The sequence below is a fragment of the bacterium genome (assembly GCA_035549195.1).
In the GTDB taxonomy this organism is placed as follows: domain Bacteria; phylum Oederibacteriota; class Muellerivitia; order Muellerivitales; family Muellerivitaceae; genus DASZRK01.
The window spans coordinates 26,403-43,666 of sequence record DASZRK010000080.1; the positions used below are offsets into that span (position 1 = coordinate 26,403).

20 protein-coding genes are annotated in these 17,264 nt (G+C 55.9%); all 20 read left to right on the top strand.

The window, feature by feature from the left end; genetic code table 11:
* Positions 1–102: 102 nt before the first annotated feature.
* Positions 103–432: a thioredoxin gene (trxA, locus tag VHE12_13955; GenBank protein HVZ81887.1), complete on the top strand. Its 330-nt coding sequence runs from the start codon at positions 103–105 to the stop codon at positions 430–432.
* Between the two features lie 55 nt (positions 433–487).
* Positions 488–928, top strand: a complete 441-nt coding sequence (gene trxA / locus VHE12_13960; protein HVZ81888.1) for a thioredoxin — start codon at positions 488–490, stop codon at positions 926–928.
* Between the two features lie 158 nt (positions 929–1,086).
* Positions 1,087–2,436 carry a protein translocase subunit SecD gene (gene secD, locus VHE12_13965; GenBank protein HVZ81889.1) on the top strand — a complete coding sequence of 450 codons (1,350 nt, stop codon included), beginning with the start codon at positions 1,087–1,089 and terminating at the stop codon, positions 2,434–2,436.
* 13 nt (positions 2,437–2,449) lie between these two features.
* Positions 2,450–3,409: a protein translocase subunit SecF gene (secF, locus tag VHE12_13970; GenBank protein HVZ81890.1), complete on the top strand. Its 960-nt coding sequence runs from the start codon at positions 2,450–2,452 to the stop codon at positions 3,407–3,409.
* Positions 3,410–3,457: 48 nt separating this feature from the next.
* Entirely contained in the window at positions 3,458–4,138 is a 681-nt protein-coding gene (locus VHE12_13975; protein HVZ81891.1) for a YggS family pyridoxal phosphate-dependent enzyme, read from the top strand.
* Positions 4,139–4,214: 76 nt separating this feature from the next.
* Positions 4,215–5,036 (top strand): pyrroline-5-carboxylate reductase, encoded by an 822-nt coding sequence (gene proC / locus VHE12_13980; GenBank protein ID HVZ81892.1) that lies wholly within the window; start codon positions 4,215–4,217, stop codon positions 5,034–5,036.
* Positions 5,033–5,332, top strand: a complete 300-nt coding sequence (locus VHE12_13985; GenBank protein HVZ81893.1) for a hypothetical protein — start codon at positions 5,033–5,035, stop codon at positions 5,330–5,332. The genes proC and VHE12_13985 overlap by 4 nt, the downstream gene beginning before the upstream one ends.
* On the top strand, positions 5,325–5,633 hold the full coding sequence (locus VHE12_13990) for a DUF167 domain-containing protein (GenBank protein ID HVZ81894.1): 309 nt from the start codon (positions 5,325–5,327) through the stop codon (positions 5,631–5,633). Before VHE12_13985 ends, VHE12_13990 begins: the two co-directional genes overlap by 8 nt.
* A gap of 16 nt (positions 5,634–5,649) precedes the next feature.
* Complete coding sequence (locus VHE12_13995) at positions 5,650–6,477, top strand: purine-nucleoside phosphorylase (GenBank protein ID HVZ81895.1); 828 nt, start codon at positions 5,650–5,652, stop codon at positions 6,475–6,477.
* On the top strand, positions 6,474–7,526 hold the full coding sequence (mtnA, locus tag VHE12_14000) for an S-methyl-5-thioribose-1-phosphate isomerase (GenBank protein HVZ81896.1): 1,053 nt from the start codon (positions 6,474–6,476) through the stop codon (positions 7,524–7,526). Before VHE12_13995 ends, mtnA begins: the two co-directional genes overlap by 4 nt.
* Positions 7,523–7,933 (top strand): PaaI family thioesterase, encoded by a 411-nt coding sequence (locus VHE12_14005; protein HVZ81897.1) that lies wholly within the window; start codon positions 7,523–7,525, stop codon positions 7,931–7,933. The genes mtnA and VHE12_14005 overlap by 4 nt, the downstream gene beginning before the upstream one ends.
* Before the next feature lie 191 nt (positions 7,934–8,124).
* Positions 8,125–10,266: a sensor domain-containing diguanylate cyclase gene (locus VHE12_14010; protein HVZ81898.1), complete on the top strand. Its 2,142-nt coding sequence runs from the start codon at positions 8,125–8,127 to the stop codon at positions 10,264–10,266.
* A 199-nt stretch (positions 10,267–10,465) separates the two neighbouring features.
* The gene (locus tag VHE12_14015; GenBank protein HVZ81899.1) at positions 10,466–10,726 is read left to right on the top strand and encodes a MerR family transcriptional regulator; all 261 of its coding nucleotides are present in this window, start codon (positions 10,466–10,468) and stop codon (positions 10,724–10,726) included.
* 233 nt (positions 10,727–10,959) lie between these two features.
* A complete protein-coding gene (gene flgB, locus VHE12_14020) occupies positions 10,960–11,382 on the top strand; it encodes a flagellar basal body rod protein FlgB (GenBank protein ID HVZ81900.1) in 423 nt (140 codons plus the stop codon).
* A 3-nt stretch (positions 11,383–11,385) separates the two neighbouring features.
* Positions 11,386–11,841, top strand: coding sequence for a flagellar basal body rod protein FlgC (gene flgC / locus VHE12_14025; GenBank protein ID HVZ81901.1), 456 nt, complete (start codon positions 11,386–11,388; stop codon positions 11,839–11,841).
* Between the two features lie 38 nt (positions 11,842–11,879).
* Positions 11,880–12,206: a flagellar hook-basal body complex protein FliE gene (gene fliE / locus VHE12_14030; GenBank protein HVZ81902.1), complete on the top strand. Its 327-nt coding sequence runs from the start codon at positions 11,880–11,882 to the stop codon at positions 12,204–12,206.
* A gap of 52 nt (positions 12,207–12,258) precedes the next feature.
* Positions 12,259–13,908 carry a flagellar basal-body MS-ring/collar protein FliF gene (fliF, locus tag VHE12_14035; protein ID HVZ81903.1) on the top strand — a complete coding sequence of 550 codons (1,650 nt, stop codon included), beginning with the start codon at positions 12,259–12,261 and terminating at the stop codon, positions 13,906–13,908.
* 5 nt (positions 13,909–13,913) lie between these two features.
* A complete protein-coding gene (fliG, locus tag VHE12_14040; protein ID HVZ81904.1) occupies positions 13,914–14,933 on the top strand; it encodes a flagellar motor switch protein FliG in 1,020 nt (339 codons plus the stop codon).
* Between the two features lie 56 nt (positions 14,934–14,989).
* A complete protein-coding gene (locus VHE12_14045) occupies positions 14,990–15,901 on the top strand; it encodes a FliH/SctL family protein (GenBank protein ID HVZ81905.1) in 912 nt (303 codons plus the stop codon).
* A 61-nt stretch (positions 15,902–15,962) separates the two neighbouring features.
* A complete protein-coding gene (gene fliI / locus VHE12_14050) occupies positions 15,963–17,261 on the top strand; it encodes a flagellar protein export ATPase FliI (protein ID HVZ81906.1) in 1,299 nt (432 codons plus the stop codon).
* Positions 17,262–17,264: the final 3 nt, after the last annotated feature.

Sequence of the window (17,264 nt, forward strand, 5' to 3'; positions counted from 1 at the left end):
CCCGGTCCTTGACACTCCCTAGGGGGGTACCTAAACTTACCCCCGAGACCGAGGATGTAACCTTCTTCTCGAACAAAGCCTATTTCCATCACGGAGGATCACATGGGTACCGCCCTTCATACCACTGACGCGAATTTCAAAAAGGATGTCCTGGAATCCAAGGTCCCCGTTTTGGTCGATTTCTGGGCCGAATGGTGCGGTCCTTGCCGGATGGTGGCCCCGGTCCTCGACGAATTGGCCAAGGAATACGACGGGAAGATCAAGGTGGCCAAGGTGAATGTGGACGAGAATCAGCAGGTATCGATGGATTTCCATATCCGCAGTATCCCGACCCTGCTCTTCTTCAAGGATGGGCAGATGGTGAAACAATTGATCGGAGCCCATCCCAAGACCAAATTGGTCACCGAGATACAGGAAGTCATCGGGGCCTGAGACGTCCGAAGGATGGGGGGCCAGTGGGCTCCGGATGGATCGAAAGGGAGTTCACATGAAAACCTCTATCCTCAAACTGATGTTGGTCATGGCCCTGCTGTCCGGGACCGCCCTGACAGCCTGCGCGAAGCACGGCGGCCCTTCCTCGGTGGCCGAGATCACCGATGATTCCTTTCAAAAAGAAGTGATGGGTTCTGACGTCCCCGTTTTCGTCGATTTTTGGGCGACATGGTGCGGGCCTTGCCGTATGTATGGCCCGGTGGTGGACCAGATCTCCGACGAGTATAAGGGCAAGATCAAAGTGGTCCGGGTGGACGTGGACAAGAATCCGGGACTGGCCTCTTTCTTCAAGATCAACGCGATACCGCGGTCGGTCCTTTTGAACAAAGGTACATCGGTGAAGGAATGGGTCGGGTACCTTCCCTACAATGAGCTCAAACCCCAGTTGGAAACCGCTTTGGCAGCCCTCTCGAAAACGTCCACCGCTAAAAATTGATCATCCCATAGGGTTTTCCGTTCCATCGTGCCCACGACTTGGGTGCGCCTGGTTTCTTGACAGTTTTTTAGGGTTTTCCCTATACTGCCACCTCTTTTGACCGGCTTTGGCCCTTGGGGGCCCTTCTTACCATTTCTTCCTTTTAAGAAAGGTGTTCCGTGAATTTTCGAACTTTCATGGTCCTTTTGGTGATCTTGATGGGGTTCGGGAGCCTTTATGTCCTTTTCCTCAATATCTCCAATGACGAACAAACGACCTGGTTGAAGACCCATAAGGAAAAAAAGATCACGTCCCTGAAGCTGGGGTTGGACATCCAGGGCGGCCTCCAGATGAACCTGGAAGTGGACCGGGACAAGATGCCCGGCAAGACCGATAAGGAAGTGTCCGATGCCGCCGACCGGGCCCTGGAGATCCTCCGTAACCGCATCGACGGGCTCGGGGTCACCGAACCGGTCCTGGCCCGGGAGGGCCTTTCCGGCATCGTCATCCAATTGCCGGGATTGAGCGATCCCAAGCGGGCCCGGGATGTCATCCTTTCCACTGCCCAGCTCCAGTTCCGCATCGTTTCCGATATCCCTCTCTCCCAATACATGAAGGACGGGAAAGTGGAAACCTCCAAGCTTCCGGAAGGGATCACTTACCTTCCGGGCAAGGATGAACAAGGCTACCTTTTGGAGAAGGTCCTTTTGACCGGCGAGTGTCTGACCGATGCTTCCGTCGAGACCGACACCATGGGTCGCCCTTACATCGGGTTCAAGATGAATGCCGAAGGTGGCAAGCAGTTCGGGATCATCACGGGCGATAACATCCAACGCCGATTGGCCATTGTCCTTGACGACCGGGTCTACTCGGCTCCCGTCATCCAAAGCCGTATTCCCGGGGGCTCGGGGATCATTACCGGAAGTTTCACCGACCAGGAGGCCGCCGACCTGGCCCTGGTCCTCCGTGCGGGTGCCCTGCCGGCGCCCTTGAAGGTTACCAGCCAGTTCGTGGTCGGCCCCACCTTGGGGGCCGATTCGGTGCGGAAGGGCACCACGGCCGCCCTTTATGGTCTGGTCTTGGTACTTCTTTTCATGGGCATCTATTACCGTTGGTCGGGTTGGATCGCCAACGCGGGTCTTTTGATGAACTTGATCTACCTTTTGGGCATCTTGGCGCTTATGAAGGTGACCATCACCTTGCCCGGCATCGCGGGCATCATCCTCACCCTGGGGCTTTCGGTCGACTCGAACGTCCTGATCTTCGAGCGTATCCGGGAAGAGATGAGGGCGGGCAAGACGATCCAAGCGGCCATCGACGCGGGCTACAAGCGGGCCTTGGAAGCCATCATCGACACCCATGTGACCACCCTGATCTCGGCGATCTTCCTTTTCCAGTTCGGTACGGGCCCCATCAAGGGGTTTGCGGTCAACTTGAGCTTGGGCGTCGCCTTGAGCCTCTTCACCGCCGTTGTCATCACCAAAATGATCTTTGACGTCCGCAAAGAACGTCAAAGTCTCTCCATATAGAAAGGGCTGCCCCATGTTCCAATGGTTCCAAGAGCCGAAGATCGACTTCATGGCGCCCAGGCGCTTTTTCCTCCTCCTTTCCACCCTGGGCTGTTTGGCGGGTGTCTATGCCTGCGTTCTCCTTTGGCAGGGAAAGGCGGTCCTGGGGACCGATTTTGGTACGGGCGTCCAATTACGCCTATCCGCCGGGAACGATGTGTCGGTGGACGCTATTCGCCAGGCCCTGAAGACGGGAGGGTTCCCCGAATCCCAGATCCAAGAGGCATCCGACGAGACCAAGAAAGGGTTCCAATTCATCATCAAGATCAAATATGACCCTTCCAAGGCCGTGGGAAGCATGGGGGACGATGTACTGGCCCTCTTCACCAAGACCTTTCCCGACGCCAAGTTCAACCTGGATGGGAGCGACGAGGTCGGGCCGGCGGTCTCCCAAAAACTGCGGGGGGACGCCTTCAAGGCCTTCTTCCTGTCGATGGTCGGGATCCTGCTTTACATCATCTGGCGCTTCAAGAAATTCGAGTTCGGGGTGGCCGCGGTCATCACGACCATCCACGACATCCTGGTCATCCTGGGGATCATCGTGCTGACCCACCGGGAATTCAACTTGCTCCAGGTGACGGCCTTGCTGACCCTGGCCGGTTATTCCTTGAACGATACGGTCGTGACCTTCGATCGGATCCGGGAGAACATGAAGTTCCTGGTCAAGGACCGCAATTTCATCCAACTGGTCAATTTGAGCGTGAACGAGACCTTGAGCCGGACCATCAACACCAGCGCCACGGTTTTTCTGACCCTCCTGCCCTTGACCTTCATCGGCGGGGACGTCCTCAAGGATTTCGGATTGACCTTGCTCCTGGGTATCGTGGTGGGGACCTATTCCTCCATCTTCGTCGCCAGCCCGATCCTGGTGGAGTGGGACCTGGCGTCGCGCCACAAGCCGCAATCCCCCCAGGCCCAACCCGCCGGGAAATAAGACTTCGACCGCATCCTTCGCTCTTGCTTAGGTCGGACAGGGGTTCCATTGGAACTTCAGACCAGGCTTCTTGAGATCCGGGAGCGTATCGCCCAGGCGGCGGTGCGTTCCGGGCGGGCTCCGGATGCCGTCGTCCTTTTGGCCGTCACCAAAACCTTCCCTCCCGAGACCATCCGGCAGGCTTATGACCTGGGACTCCGTCTTTTCGGAGAGAACCGCGTCCAGGAAGCCATACCGAAGATCGACGGACTTCCCGGAGATATCCAGTGGCACCTCATCGGCCAGCTCCAGACCAATAAGATCAATAAGGTCATCGGGAAATTCGCCCTGGTCCAATCGGTGGATTCCCTTAAATTGGCCCAGGCACTTTCCGCCCGACTGTCGGGTGGGCATCAGGATGTCCTTTTGGAAGTGAATACTTCAGGTGAGGACAGCAAATCGGGAACGGCCCCGGATCGGGCCTTGGAGGAGGCCGGAAGGATATCAAGTCTCCCGGGATTGCGGTTGCGGGGGCTTATGACGGTCGGGCCCCTGACCGATGACAGGATGCGCCAAAGGGAATCCTTCAAGCGGTTGAAGGGGCTTTTCGATGCCCTGAAAACAATGGGGATCGGGGGGGATGAATTTTCGGTCCTCTCGATGGGCATGAGCGGGGATTTTGAAGCGGCGATCGAGGAAGGGGCGACCTTGGTGCGGATCGGCTCGTCCCTATTCGGCCGACGGTCCTGAGCGCCCCATTTGTTCCAAACATAAAATATGGAAGTTCGTTGTTCCTGGATAGAATAACGCCAGGAAAGGCGGGGTTATGCCGAAACGACAAAAGACCGTAGTCCTGGGATTGGGTGCGATGGGGAGCGCCCTGGTGAGGGGGTGGATCTCCTCCAAAATGATGAAGGCCGCCTCCATCGTGGCGGTCGATGTGGACGTGACCAAGCTCAAAAAAACGTCGGCCCAACTCAAGATCAAGGCCGAGGCGGATGCCCAAAAGGCGCTCAATGGGGCGTCCCTGGTCCTCGTGGCGGTCAAACCCCAGCAAATGAAGGAACTGCTGGTCCGAGCCGGCCAGAATATTCCCCGGTCGGCCCTGGTCGTGTCCATCGCGGCCGGGGTTTCCACCGACCAGATCGAGAAGGCGCTCCCCCAGGGTTGTCCCGTCGTGCGGGTCATGCCCAATACCCCGGCTCTTTTGGGCGCAGGGATGGCGGCGGTCGCCGCCGGAAAGCGGGCCAAGTCGAAGCATGTGAAGGAAACGCTCAGACTGTTCGGGGCCGTGGGCCGTGCGGTCGAGGTTCGGGAAGACCAAATGGACCTAGTGACGGCGGTGTCGGGAAGCGGCCCGGCCTACATCTTTCATATGGTGGAAGCCATGGAAGAGGGGGCCGTGAAGGGCGGCCTATCGCCGGAAATCGCCCATCTGCTTGTCGCCCAGACCGTTTTGGGGGCGGCCCGGATGGTCCTGGAAAGCGGGAAGACTCCCGGGGAATTGCGGGTCCAAGTCACCTCTCCCGGGGGAACCACGCAAGCGGCTTTGAACAAATTCGCCGAAAGAGGTTTTCGGGAAGCGGTCCACGAAGCCATCGAAGCCGCCAACGAGAGGGGCGCCGAATTGCGCCGGATGAACGGATGATCCTGGGAGCCCTGATCCGATCGGTCGCTTATGCCCTTGAATTGGGGCTTTATGGTCTGATCGTTCTATTGGTCCTGGAATGGCTGGTCCACCATCTACCGGGGCCGGGTTTGAACCCGGTCCGCCGGGCCCTTTTCAAAGCGTCCTACCCGTTGCTTTGGCTGGGTGACCATTATGTCCCGTTGTCATTAGGGACCTTGGATCTTCGGGGGCTTTTAGTAGCGTTGGGACTTTGGGCTGTGGCGAAAGGTTTTTTGCCCTGGCTGATCTGGGCGGGTTTTGTTTGGAATGGCTGAGGCATTAGAAAGCGTGGGATTCCTACGGGAAAATGGCAAGGGTTGCACCCTTTCCATCAAGGTCGTCCCCAAATGCCCTAGGGATCAAGTGATCGGCGAGGAGAACGGCGAGTTGAAGGTGCGTTTGAAGGCCCCGCCGGTCGATGGGTTGGCGAACGAAGCCTTGATCGCTTTCCTGGCGGTCCAGTTGAAGGTCCCCCGGAGGTCGTTAGAACTGGTGTCGGGGCGGTCTTCGCGGCATAAAGTGGTCCAAGTCCTCAAAGCCAAAGCTTCTGACGTTCGTGGGGTCCTGATCCAATAAAACAAAGAGGGTATCCATGGCTGAATTGTTCGAGCAGATCCAAGAAGCGGTCCAAGAGATCCGGGTGTCCATCAAGGCCAAGCCTAAGGTCGGGATCATCTTGGGGACCGGGTTGGGAGCTTTGGCCAAGGAGATCAAGGACCCGAAGGTTCTTTCCTATGCCAAGATCCCCCATTTTCCACTTTCCACGGTGGAAACGCACGCGGGCGAACTGGTCTTCGGAAAGCTGGGTAATACGGAAGTTGTGGCCATGAAAGGCCGTTTTCACCGTTATGAGGGCTATACCCTTCAGCAGGTGACCTTCCCCGTGAGGGTCATGAAGGCCCTGGGGGTGGAATATCTTCTCGTTTCGAATGCCTGTGGAGGAATGAACCGTACCTATGATCCAGGGGATCTGATGATCATCGAGGACCATGTGAATTTGATGGGGGATAACCCGCTGATCGGGAAGAATGACGACCGTTTGGGTCCTCGTTGGCCGGACATGGTCGAGCCCTATTCCAAGGACTTGATGGCTTTGGCCGAAAAGATCGCCTGGAACAACCGGATCCCGTTGCGGAAGGGGGTCTATGTGGCGGTGACCGGTCCCAATCTCGAGACGAGGGCCGAGTACCGCTGGCTTTCGAGCTTTGCGGACGTGGTCGGCATGTCCACCGTGCCGGAGGTCATCGTGGCGGTCCATGCGGGCTTGAAGGTCCTGGGGATCTCGGTAGTGACCGATAAGTGCGTTGCCGATACCTTGGAGCCGGCGGATATCCAAAAGATCATCAAGCACGCCCAGGAAGCTGAACCAAAACTCACCCTCCTGATGCGGGAAGTGGCCTCCGCCTTGGAAAAGAAATGAAAACGTCCCTTAAGCCCATCCGTTGGGAGAACGGGGTCCTCCATCTGCTGGAACAACGACTTTTGCCCTTCCGGGAGGTTTGGGTCAAGTGTGATACGGTCGAGAAAACGGCCTCGGCCATCGAAGAAATGACGGTCCGGGGAGCGCCGGCCATCGGCATCACCGCTGCCTATGGGGTGGCCGTTGGAGCCCATCGATCCAGGACCAAGGATCCGAGGGCCTTCCAGATCGAAATGGCTCATGCCATCGGCCGTCTGCGCAAGACGCGGCCGACCGCCGTGAACCTTTTCTGGGCCTTGGACCGCATGACCCATAAACTTGAAGAAATTCGAAACCGTTCGGTCCTTGACCAGGTAAAGGAGATCGAAAAAGAAGCCGTTGCCATCCACCGGGAAGATGAGGCACTTTGCGATCAATTGGGCAAGTACGGGGCCCGGTTGTTGAAGGGTGCCCGCAATATATTGACCCATTGCAATACAGGGGCTTTGGCCACCGGTGGGGAAGGAACGGCACTGGCTGGGATCATGGCAGCGGCCCGACGGAACAAAAAACTGCATGTTTGGGTGGACGAAACGAGACCCTATCTCCAAGGGGCCCGGTTAACGGCATTCGAAGTGGACCACGCAGGGATCGATTTCCATCTCATTACGGACAACATGGCGGCATCCCTGATGAAGGATGGAAAGGTCGATGCCATCATCGTGGGAGCGGACCGGATCGTGTCCAATGGGGATACGGCCAATAAGATAGGGACCTATGCCTTGGCGGTCCTGGCAAAGGCCCATGGGATCCCCTTCTATGTTTCGGCCCCAACGACGACGCTCGACCTGACCAAGAAGACCGGTGAACAGATCGTCATCGAACAGCGGAATCCTAAGGAAGTGACCCATCCACAAGGATATCCGATCGCCAAAGAGAGCTATCCGGTCTATAACCCGGCTTTTGACGTGACGCCCGGGAAGCTCATCACCGCGATCATCCTTGAGAATGGGATCTGTCGCGCCCCCTATGAAAAATCCCTTCGTAAAGCTTTGAAGGGGGGACGGTGAGCGGGGTAGTCCCGGGTCCTTTTATGGACGACCATTACTGCCTTTGTTGCGGTACGGAGAACCCCCACGGGTTCAAGATGAAGTTCCGCTACGAAGGGGACCGTCTTTTGTCGGAAACCGTCATTCCAAAGGAATACCAGGGTTTCGCGAACGTCGTCCATGGGGGCGTTTTGGGGACGCTTTTGGATGAAATGATGGTGAACTTCCATTGGTTGAAGGGGGAAAAGGCGGTGACCGCCGAGTTCACCGTCCGGCTCAAGGCCCCTTGCCCGACCGGACAGAGGGTTCTTTTCTCGGCCTGGCTGGTGGAAAGGAAACGGAATCTTTTGTGGACCGCCTCCGACGCGAAATTGGAAGATGGGACCCTCGTGGCCGAAGGGACGGCCAAGTGCATGAAGGTATCCTAAGGTGTTTTCGGAAGGGGTTTTTCCTGTTAAACTAAGCCCGATTTTGAAGACCCATTCATTCGGAGGATCCTCGGATGCCCAACGGAAGAAAACGTCACCGTCAAAAGATCAAGACGCACAAGCGTAAGAAGCATCGCAAGAAGATGCGGGCCCTGATGCGCCGCCAAGGTCGATTGTAATCATCCGCGGACTTGACCAGTCCCGTTTCGTCCAAGAATCCTTTTAGTCCCAAAAAACTATTGGCTTATACCCTTTTGGCAGCCGGGTTCTTCCTGGCTGCCAGCGGGGTCTGTATCCGTCCCCTCCCTGAAGTTCCCAACCAATGGCTCATCCTTTCGTGGGGCCTGGCTTTCGCCTGGCTTTTCACCCTGATCCGTTTCCAGGTTTTTGCCAAATCGAACCGACTGTTCTTCCTTCTGGGGACGGTTCTTGGCCTCCAGCTGTTGGCCCAAAGCACGGGTGGGGAACAATCCCCGTTGCTATTCGCCGTTTTCATCCTGATGGGGACCGCAGCCTGGGAAGGGGAAGCCCGGTTCGGTTTCTGGGTGGCGGCCTCCTTTTGCCTGTTGGAAGCCGTTTATCTTCGGCGTGAGGACAGCACGCTTGGGTTTCCCCTTTATCTGCGCTGGGCCGCTTATTTGGCGTCGGCCTTTTTCCTGGCGGGGATCGTCAAGACCCGGAAGGAAAAGGAGCATCTGGACCACCAACTGAAAAGCCTGAAGAACGACGCCGTCCACTTGGTCTCGAAGGCCGAGCCGTCCTCTTTCAATATCCCCAAAGACAAACTCTTGCAGGAAGAATCGAGGATCTCGGCCCGCGTGGGGACCGTGATGGAGCTGGAAGATACTTTGAGGCGCCAGTTGAGCCTTTTCCAAGGCGCCCTTTCCCTTCAAACCGCCGCTTTCTTCCTCACGACTCAAATGGCCGAAAAGGAGGTCCTGAGGTTGCGGGCGTGGTCGAGCGCCGGCGATTCGATAGCGCCCGATGTGACCTTGGTCCTTGGGGAGACCCTGGTGGGCTTGGCCGCCAAGGAACGTCGACGGGTCCTTCTGAACGATATGTCGAGCGATAGCGCCCGGGCGCTTCCTTATTATGTGAGGGCCATGAATGTGGGGTCCTTTTTGGCGCAACCCGTTTTTTTCAAGAGTGGAACATCGGAAGGGACCGGGAACGATGAGACCGAGCTAGCCGGGGTACTGGTCCTGGACCACCCAGAAAAAGATTTTTTCAACGAAAAGATATTGGGATTGTTGGAACCTTTGATCATGCTCGTTGCCGACGAGATCGAGAACGTCCGGATCCTTCATTTTTCAAGGACCAAGACACGGAACCTCCACGCGCTTTATGAGGTTTCCCGCTCTTTCTCCGCGCATTTGAAGGTCGAACGGGTCCTGGAGGCTGCCGTGAAGACGGCCAGGGAGATCGCCATTTGCGATTCTTGCTATATCGCGCTCCTGGAAGGGGACAACCGCTCTTTCACGGTACGCGCCTGGTGGGGACACCAGGCGGCGGAAAAGAGCTCGAAATTGGAGGATGAACTCGCGGCTTGGATGTTGGAGAACAAAAATCCGATCCGATATACCCGGGGAGTCCGTGAAAAAAGCCTGAACTCCTTCACGAAGAAAGAGGGGATGCTGGGATCGACCCAATCCTTCCTGATGGCGCCGCTCATGTCCGGAGAGGATGTATTGGGCGTTATTCGGTTGAACAGCTCTCGGGCCAACGCTTATCAGTCCTACGATCAGGATGTGTTGGTCACGTTGGCGAACCAAACCGCCATGGCATTGGGAAACGCGATCATGGTGGAACAGATCGAGGAAATGGCCATTCGGGATGGATTGACCGGGTGCTTCAATCACAGGTATTTTCAAGAAAAGTTGGGCGAAGAAATGGCAAAGGCCGAGCGCTATAACAAGGACCTCTGCTTAGCTCTTTTGGATGTGGATCACTTCAAGAAATTCAACGACTCTTATGGACACCAGGAAGGGGACCGCGTTCTTCGAACGGTGGCGGAGGTCATTCAAGGGACCGTGCGCCGTAAGATCGATACGGTCGCCCGTTACGGCGGCGAAGAATTCGCCATCATCCTGCCGGAATGTGACGGGAACGCCGGGAGGGAATGGGCGGATCGTATCCGAAAGAATGTGGAAGGCCATCTTTTCGAAAATAACGGTAAACCGCTTTACCGGGTGACAGTATCCTTGGGAGTATCCACCTTCCCGTTCGATTCCCGGGAGCAAAAAGAGTTGATCCAACTTGCGGATAAAGGTCTCTATACGGCAAAAAAAAATGGACGGAACCGTGTCGAACTTTACCGGCCTGGCCAAGATTGATCTTGTCCGAAAATCGCTGGTTGGGTGCTATATGTTGTATGGTTTAAAGTAAACCTACTAAAAAAAGGGTTCCGGAACAAAAAAGTCACCTATTGGGGGCCGAAAACGCCCTTTATCTTTCCTTCTTTTTCCCTCCCTTTACAATGCGGTTGTCACTTGGCTCCAAAGAGCGTTGTCAACCCCCTGCCATGAGGGCGGAATGATCCTGACTATCAAAGAAATCGCCTCAAAGCTTGGCGTTCACGAGCAAACACTGCGCAATTGGGAACGTTCCGGGCTTCTGAAGATCTCTCGTTTTGGACGGAATCGGACCCGGATATACAATGAAAAGGACCTCCTCTTATGTCGGAAGATCATCGGCCTCTCGGATCAAGGCATCAATTTGCGTGGCATAAAAGAACTATTGGCACGTGAAAAGAACGGAAGGGTCAAGGGGGTGGTGGTCGGCCACCGCCACTAATGTGGGATCCGGAGTCAAGAGCTTTTGGGGAACGTGACTTCGGAAAGGCTTGAAAACAAAGGCGTTTTGGGAGCTTATTTCTTGACAGTGACGATGGAATTGCCATAATGACGGTAATTTTTCGCCCTGTCGAAAATTTGGTCCTTAGTTCTTCAAGCCGAAATCAGTCTCATTTTTGTAAAATACGTCGCTTTCGCCCCAAGTTGGATTGGACTTTGTCCTGAGGAGCCAGCGTGGTTAATCCTGTCGTCCCTATCGATCCCTTGATGGTGCTCCAGAAGAGCCTGGATTCGCTTGCGATCCAGCATGAAGCCATCGCCAACAACCTGGCCAACATCGATACGCCGCAATTCAAGCGGACGGTCGTTTCATTCCAAGACAAGCTCAAGAATGCATTGGAGGTCAACCCGCCCTCGGACCTTTGGCGGACCAACCCCATGCATTTTCCAATGGCCAAGCCGATCTCCCTGGACCATTTTCAACCCGATTCCAGGACCATTACCGAGACCATCGGACGCAATGACGGTAACAACGTCGATTTGGAAATGGAATCCGGTGTTTTGGCCGAGAACAACCTTCTTTACAACAGTCTCGTGGATGTGACAAGCCGCTATATGGCGAATTTGCGGCACTCCATCACGGAAGGGAAACAGTAATCGATGGGCGCTCTTTCCGGTGTTTTTGCTCCGTTCGCCATCTCCGCATCGGCCTTGACGGCTGAACGCTTGAGAATGGATGTGATCTCCAACAATATCGCCAATGCCAATACGACAAGGACCGTCGAAGGCGGCCCCTATGTCCGGCAAAGGGTGGTTTTCGCTCCCCGCTTTGATGCGACCCCGGCTTTCGCCCCGCTTTTGCCAACGATGACCCCGGATGGGCAGCCGGTCGGTGTCCGTGTAACGGCGATCGAAAGGGATCCGGCGACTCCCAAAATGGTCTACGACCCAGGCCACCCGGACGCTAACGCGGAGGGCTATGTGGCGTATCCCAATGTCAATGTGGTCAATGAAATGGTCGATATGATCTCGGCGACACGGGCTTACGAGGCGAACATTACGGCTTTCAACGCCACGAAGTCCATGGCATTGCAGGCGCTTTCGCTGGGGAAGTAAGTTTTTAAAGTTGGCGCAAAAAACGATTGAAGGATGATATGCAGATCCAACCGATCCAAATGCCCATCTCAATGACGCAAGGAATGATCCAGCCTATCCAACCTTTGGAGGCTCAATCTATCGCCAATTCCACCGAAGTTTCGGCGGCCAACTTCAAGGATCTTTTGAAGAATGCTTTGACGGACCTGAATGCCAGCCAGGTGGGCGCTAATGAATCGATCAAGAACCTCGCCACCGGCGGGGAAGAGAACCTTCATGATGTGATGATCTCGATGGAGAAGGCCAGTTTGACCCTGCAGTACGCGATCCAGATCCGTAATAAGGTCCTGGAGTCCTACCAGTCGGTCATTCAAATGCAGATCTAGAAGTTTTGTTTTTGGTTGAGGTCGTCCTAATTCCGGGCTTGGTGAGGAAAGATTGAACAACTTTTTTCAACAAATGATCCAGCAATTCAAAGAGGTTTGGGGCCGCTTTAACCGGACCCAGAAGACCTTGATCATCGCCATTCCATCCGTACTTTTGATCGGATTGCTGGTGTTCATCCTGGTCTCGTCCCAGTCCCGCTATGAGGTCCTTTATTCCCATTTGGAGGAGAAAGACGCCTCCGAAGTGACGGCGGAGCTTAAAAAAGAGAATATTCCTTATAAGTTGGCCACAAAGGACAATTATGTGGTGGTCCTCGTTCCTTCCGAGAAGGTCTATGACACTCGCCTGAATCTGGCGGGCCAGGGACTTCCCAAAGGCAGCGGGGTCGGTTATGAGATCTTCGACCAGCCCAAATGGGGGTCCACCGACTTTACCCAGAAGGTCAATTATAAACGCGCCCTCGAGACCGAAATGGCGCGGACCATCAGCAGCCTCCAGCAGATCCAAACCGCTCGAGTGAGCATCGTGATGCCGGAACCCGAGCTTTTTACCGAGAAGGAGAAGCCGACCACGGCTTCCGTGGTCCTTGAGTTGAAACCTGACAATCCGCTCCGCAAAGAACAGGTGCGGGGTATCGTGCACTTGGTCTCGGCCAGTGTGGAGGGTTTGAAACCCGAGAATGTCAGCGTGATCGACAGCAAAGGGAACATTCTCTCCGCCTTCATTCAAGAGGAGCAGGAAGAGAACAATCCGGATAATCCTGAAGGGACCGCCTTGACCCAACAGGCGAAGCTGACCCTTCACCAGATGGAGGTCCAGCAAAGCTTTGAAAGGAACCTGGAAGGCAAGATCAATTCCATGCTGGCCAAGGTCCTCGAAGGGAACGGGCATTTTTCGGTGAAAGTTACCGCCGAGCTTAATTTTGACAAGACTGAAAGCGATTCGGAAATATTCGAACCCGTCGTGGATGGGCAAGGGATCGCCCGTTCCAGCCAGACGAAAAAAGAGCAATATGTAGGGGACGGTGGCTTCCCGGCCAGTATTGTTGGGGGGGTTCCTGGGACCGATTCCAATATTCCCGGGTACCAAGCTGTGGCGGGCACGAATTCCCAATATTCGAAGGAAGAGAATACGACCAATTATGAGATCAACCGGACGGTCAAGCACAATGTGATCGCCCCAGGGGCACCGAAGCGGATCTCGGTCGCTGTGTTCGTTGATAATCTTCAGCCCCAGCAGAAGGAAGCCATCCAGTCGGCGGTCGTCGCCGCTGCCGGACTGGACCTCAACCGGGGCGATCAAGTGGCCGTGGAGAACATGCCCTTCATCAATACGGATGCTTTGGCTGCCCAGAAGGAGAAGCAAATGGAAGAACACCAGAATTTCATCCTGACCGTCGGAAAGATCGGCCTTTTGGTTCTGATGGCCTTGGGGATGCTCCTGTTCTTGAGGTCCTTGCTGAAGCCGAAACGGGAGAAGCAATACATCGAGACCTTGGATGATCTGCCTGAAGAACCCGTGATGATGCCCCAGGTCGAGGACATCATCACGACGGATGTGACGGCGGAGGACTTGGCTAGGGCCGAGGCGGCCCGCGATGCCAAGAAGAGGGAGGCGGTCCGGAAAGAAGTCTTCGATATGGCGAATCGTAATCCCGAGAATGTCGCTCAGATCATCAAGAAATGGCTCTCTGAGGAGTAGCTTTCATGGCTGAAACGAAAAAGAAAACCGCCTTGACCGGTGAGCAAAAAGCCGCCGCCCTTCTGATCTCTTTGGGGCCGGAGCTCGCCGCCAAGATCTATCAGCACCTGAAGGAAGAGACCGTCGAACAGGTCACCCTTCAGATCGCCAACCTGCGCAAGATCACTCCGGAAGAAAAAGATTCGGTGATGCAGGAGGTGCTGAATATCGCTGCGGCCCAGGAATACATCTCTCAGGGCGGGGTCGAATATGCCCACGAGATCCTAGAAAAGGCTTTGGGCGCCAATAAGGCGATGGAGATCATCAACCGCCTGCAGGGCTCCCTGCAGATGACGCCTTTCGACTACATCAAGCGGACCGATCCACAACAGTTGCTCAATTTCATCCAATCCGAGCATCCACAGACCATTGCTTTGATCCTGGCCCATCTGACGGCGGATCATGCGGCAACGATCCTAGGGGCCTTGCCTACCGACATCCAAGTTGATGTAGCGACCCGTATCGCGATCTTGGATCGGGCCGCGCCTGACGTAGTCATGGAAATCGAGCGGGTGTTAGAGCGCCGGATTTCGTCCGTCTTCACCCAGGAATTCACGGCCGCAGGTGGGGTCCGTGCATTGGCCGAGGTCCTTAATCGAGCCGATCGCTCCACGGAAAAGGCCATCATGGAGAAACTGGACGAGGTCAATCCGGAACTGGCCGAGGAGGTCAAACGCCTCATGTTCGTCTTCGACGATCTGGTGGCGTTGGACAATCGTACGATCCAGCAGATATTGAGGGAAGTGGACGCCAAGGATTTGGCCTTGGCCCTCAAGGGCGCCAAGGAAGAGGTGAAGGAACATCTTTTGAAGAACATGTCCAGCCGCGCCAAGGCCATGATCATCGAAGACATGGAAGTAATGGGTCCGGTGCGCTTGAAGCATGCCGAGGAAGCCCAACAGAAGATCATCAACGTGGTCAGGCAGTTGGAGGAAATGGGTGAGATCGTCGTTTCACGTGGTGGCGAAGAAGAGGCCATGATCTAACCCCGGCCCCGGAGATCTCCGGGGAGTGGTCGATAAGAAAGGCGGGCCCTAGGTACATGAGCCGCAGTTTGTTGCCGGACCAGAACTATGCGTATGCCGAACAGGGCTACCTGGTCGACAATATGCCATGGCAGGATGAGATCCGTAAGCGGTTGGAGGCGGAACGGGCTCCGAAACTGTTGGACCCGATGCCGACCTTGAACCCGGCTGAATTCGAACCTCTGATGCTTCCGGAAAATCCTGAAGCATCGGAGGTGCAGGCGGCCCTCGAACCATCCGCTGAGGAAGTTGCGGAGAAACTAAAGCTGGAGGCCGAGGAGAAGGCGAAGAGTATCGAACAAACGGCTCGAAAGAGCGCCTATGACCTAGTGGAGCAGGCCCGTTGGGAAGCCCAGGACCTGATCCAAAAAGCCAAGGAAGAGGCGGAGAAAGAAGTTCAGGCTTTGAAGGACCATGCGGCGATCGAAGGCCGTCATGAGGGAATGGAGGCAGGCAAGTTGGAAGGCATTGAGATGGGCCGTCAAGAAGGCCAAAAGGCCTATTTTGAAGCCATTCAAAAATGGTCCGGGATGATGGAAGCGACTTTAGAACAGAGGCATCAGTTACTGGGGGAGATGCAGCCGCTTTTAGTGGACTTGGTTGGACAGGCCCTTTACCAATGTCTGAAGCGAAAGGCGGAAGGCGACAACCAGATGATCGTCGAGATGGTCGGGGAGGCCCTTCGTAAGGCACAGGATCGGGTTCATTTGAAACTGCATCTGAACCCTGCCGACGTGGAAGAGGTGAAGAGCCAAAGTGAAAGGCTGAGCCTTTCGGTGGGTGCGGGACACCTTGAATTGGTCCCGGATGCGCGCATCGAGCGCGGCGGGTGTGTCTTGGAAACCGAGGCTGGATCGGTCGATGCGCGACTGGCCACGATGGTTTCCCAGGCCAAGGACGCCTTGACGCAGGGAATGCCGGCCCGTTGAGGCTGGGGAAGGTGGATGCTTGAACCCTGTTTTGAACGAGATTCTTCCGCCCCTCGAGGGGTTGAAGAAGAACCTGGAAAGCATGGAAGTCGTCCGGGTGAATGGGCGCGTGGAGCAGGTCGTTGGGTTGGTGATCGAATCGACGGGCCCCGCCGCTTCGGTGGGAGAGGCTTGTTGGATCACTCCGGCGGATGGCAAGGGCGAGATGGTCCTAGCTGAGGTCGTTGGATTCCGCCAGCACCGTGTTCTATTGATGCCCCTGGGGGAGATGAGGGGCCTCGGGCCGGGAAGTGAGGTGGTCCCGACCGGACAGGCCTTCCGGATCCCGGTGGGCGAATGCTTGCTGGGGCGTGTTATCGATGCCATGGGAAAGCCCATGGATGGAAAGGGCTCTTTGGGGCCTGAACCGGCGAGTTACCCGATCCACCGGGAACCGCCTTCGCCTATGGAACGCAGGAGGATCACTCGGCCAATGCCGACAGGGGTGAGGGCGATTGATGCCTTGTTGACCCTGGGAGAGGGTCAGCGGCTCGGGATATTCTCGGGGTCCGGTGTCGGGAAGAGCACTTTGTTGGGGATGATCGCTCGTAATACCGAGGCGGATGTCAATGTGATCGCCTTGGTGGGCGAACGTGGAAGGGAAGTGAAGGATTTTCTGGAGAGGGACCTGGGGACCGAAGGGCTTAAACGTAGTGTGGTTGTGGTCGCTACCTCGGACCAGCCTTCCCTGATCCGTATCCAGGCAGCGCTGGTGGCGACGGCGGTCGCGGAGTATTTCCGGGACCAGGGCAAGAGGGTCATGCTAATGATGGATTCGGTGACCCGCTTTGCCATGGCCCAGCGGGAGGTGGGGTTGGCTATCGGAGAACCCCCGGCGACCAAAGGGTATACTCCTTCGGTCTTTGCGTTGTTGCCTAAACTGATGGAGCGGGCTGGGACCACGGCCCATCAAGGGAGCATTACGGCCCTTTATACCATCTTGGTGGAAGCCGATGACATGAACGAGCCGGTGGCGGACACTTGCCGGTCGATTTTGGACGGACATGTGGTGCTTTCAAGGGACCTGGCAGCGCAGAATCACTATCCGGCCATCGATGTGCTGAATAGTGTGTCCCGCGTCATGCGGGATATTGTGACGAAGGAGCAGAGTGACGCGGCGGGGAAGATGAGGTCCATCCTGGCCACCTATAAAGGGGCCGAGGATCTCATCTCCATCGGCGCTTATGTGAAGGGTAGCAATCCAAAAGTGGACGAAGCCCTTCAAAAGCTTGATGCGGTGCAAGGGTTCTTGAGGCAATCACGAGAAGATCGGGCGCCCTGGGCGGAGATGACCCAGAAGCTCCTTGGCTTCTTGAACTGAGGG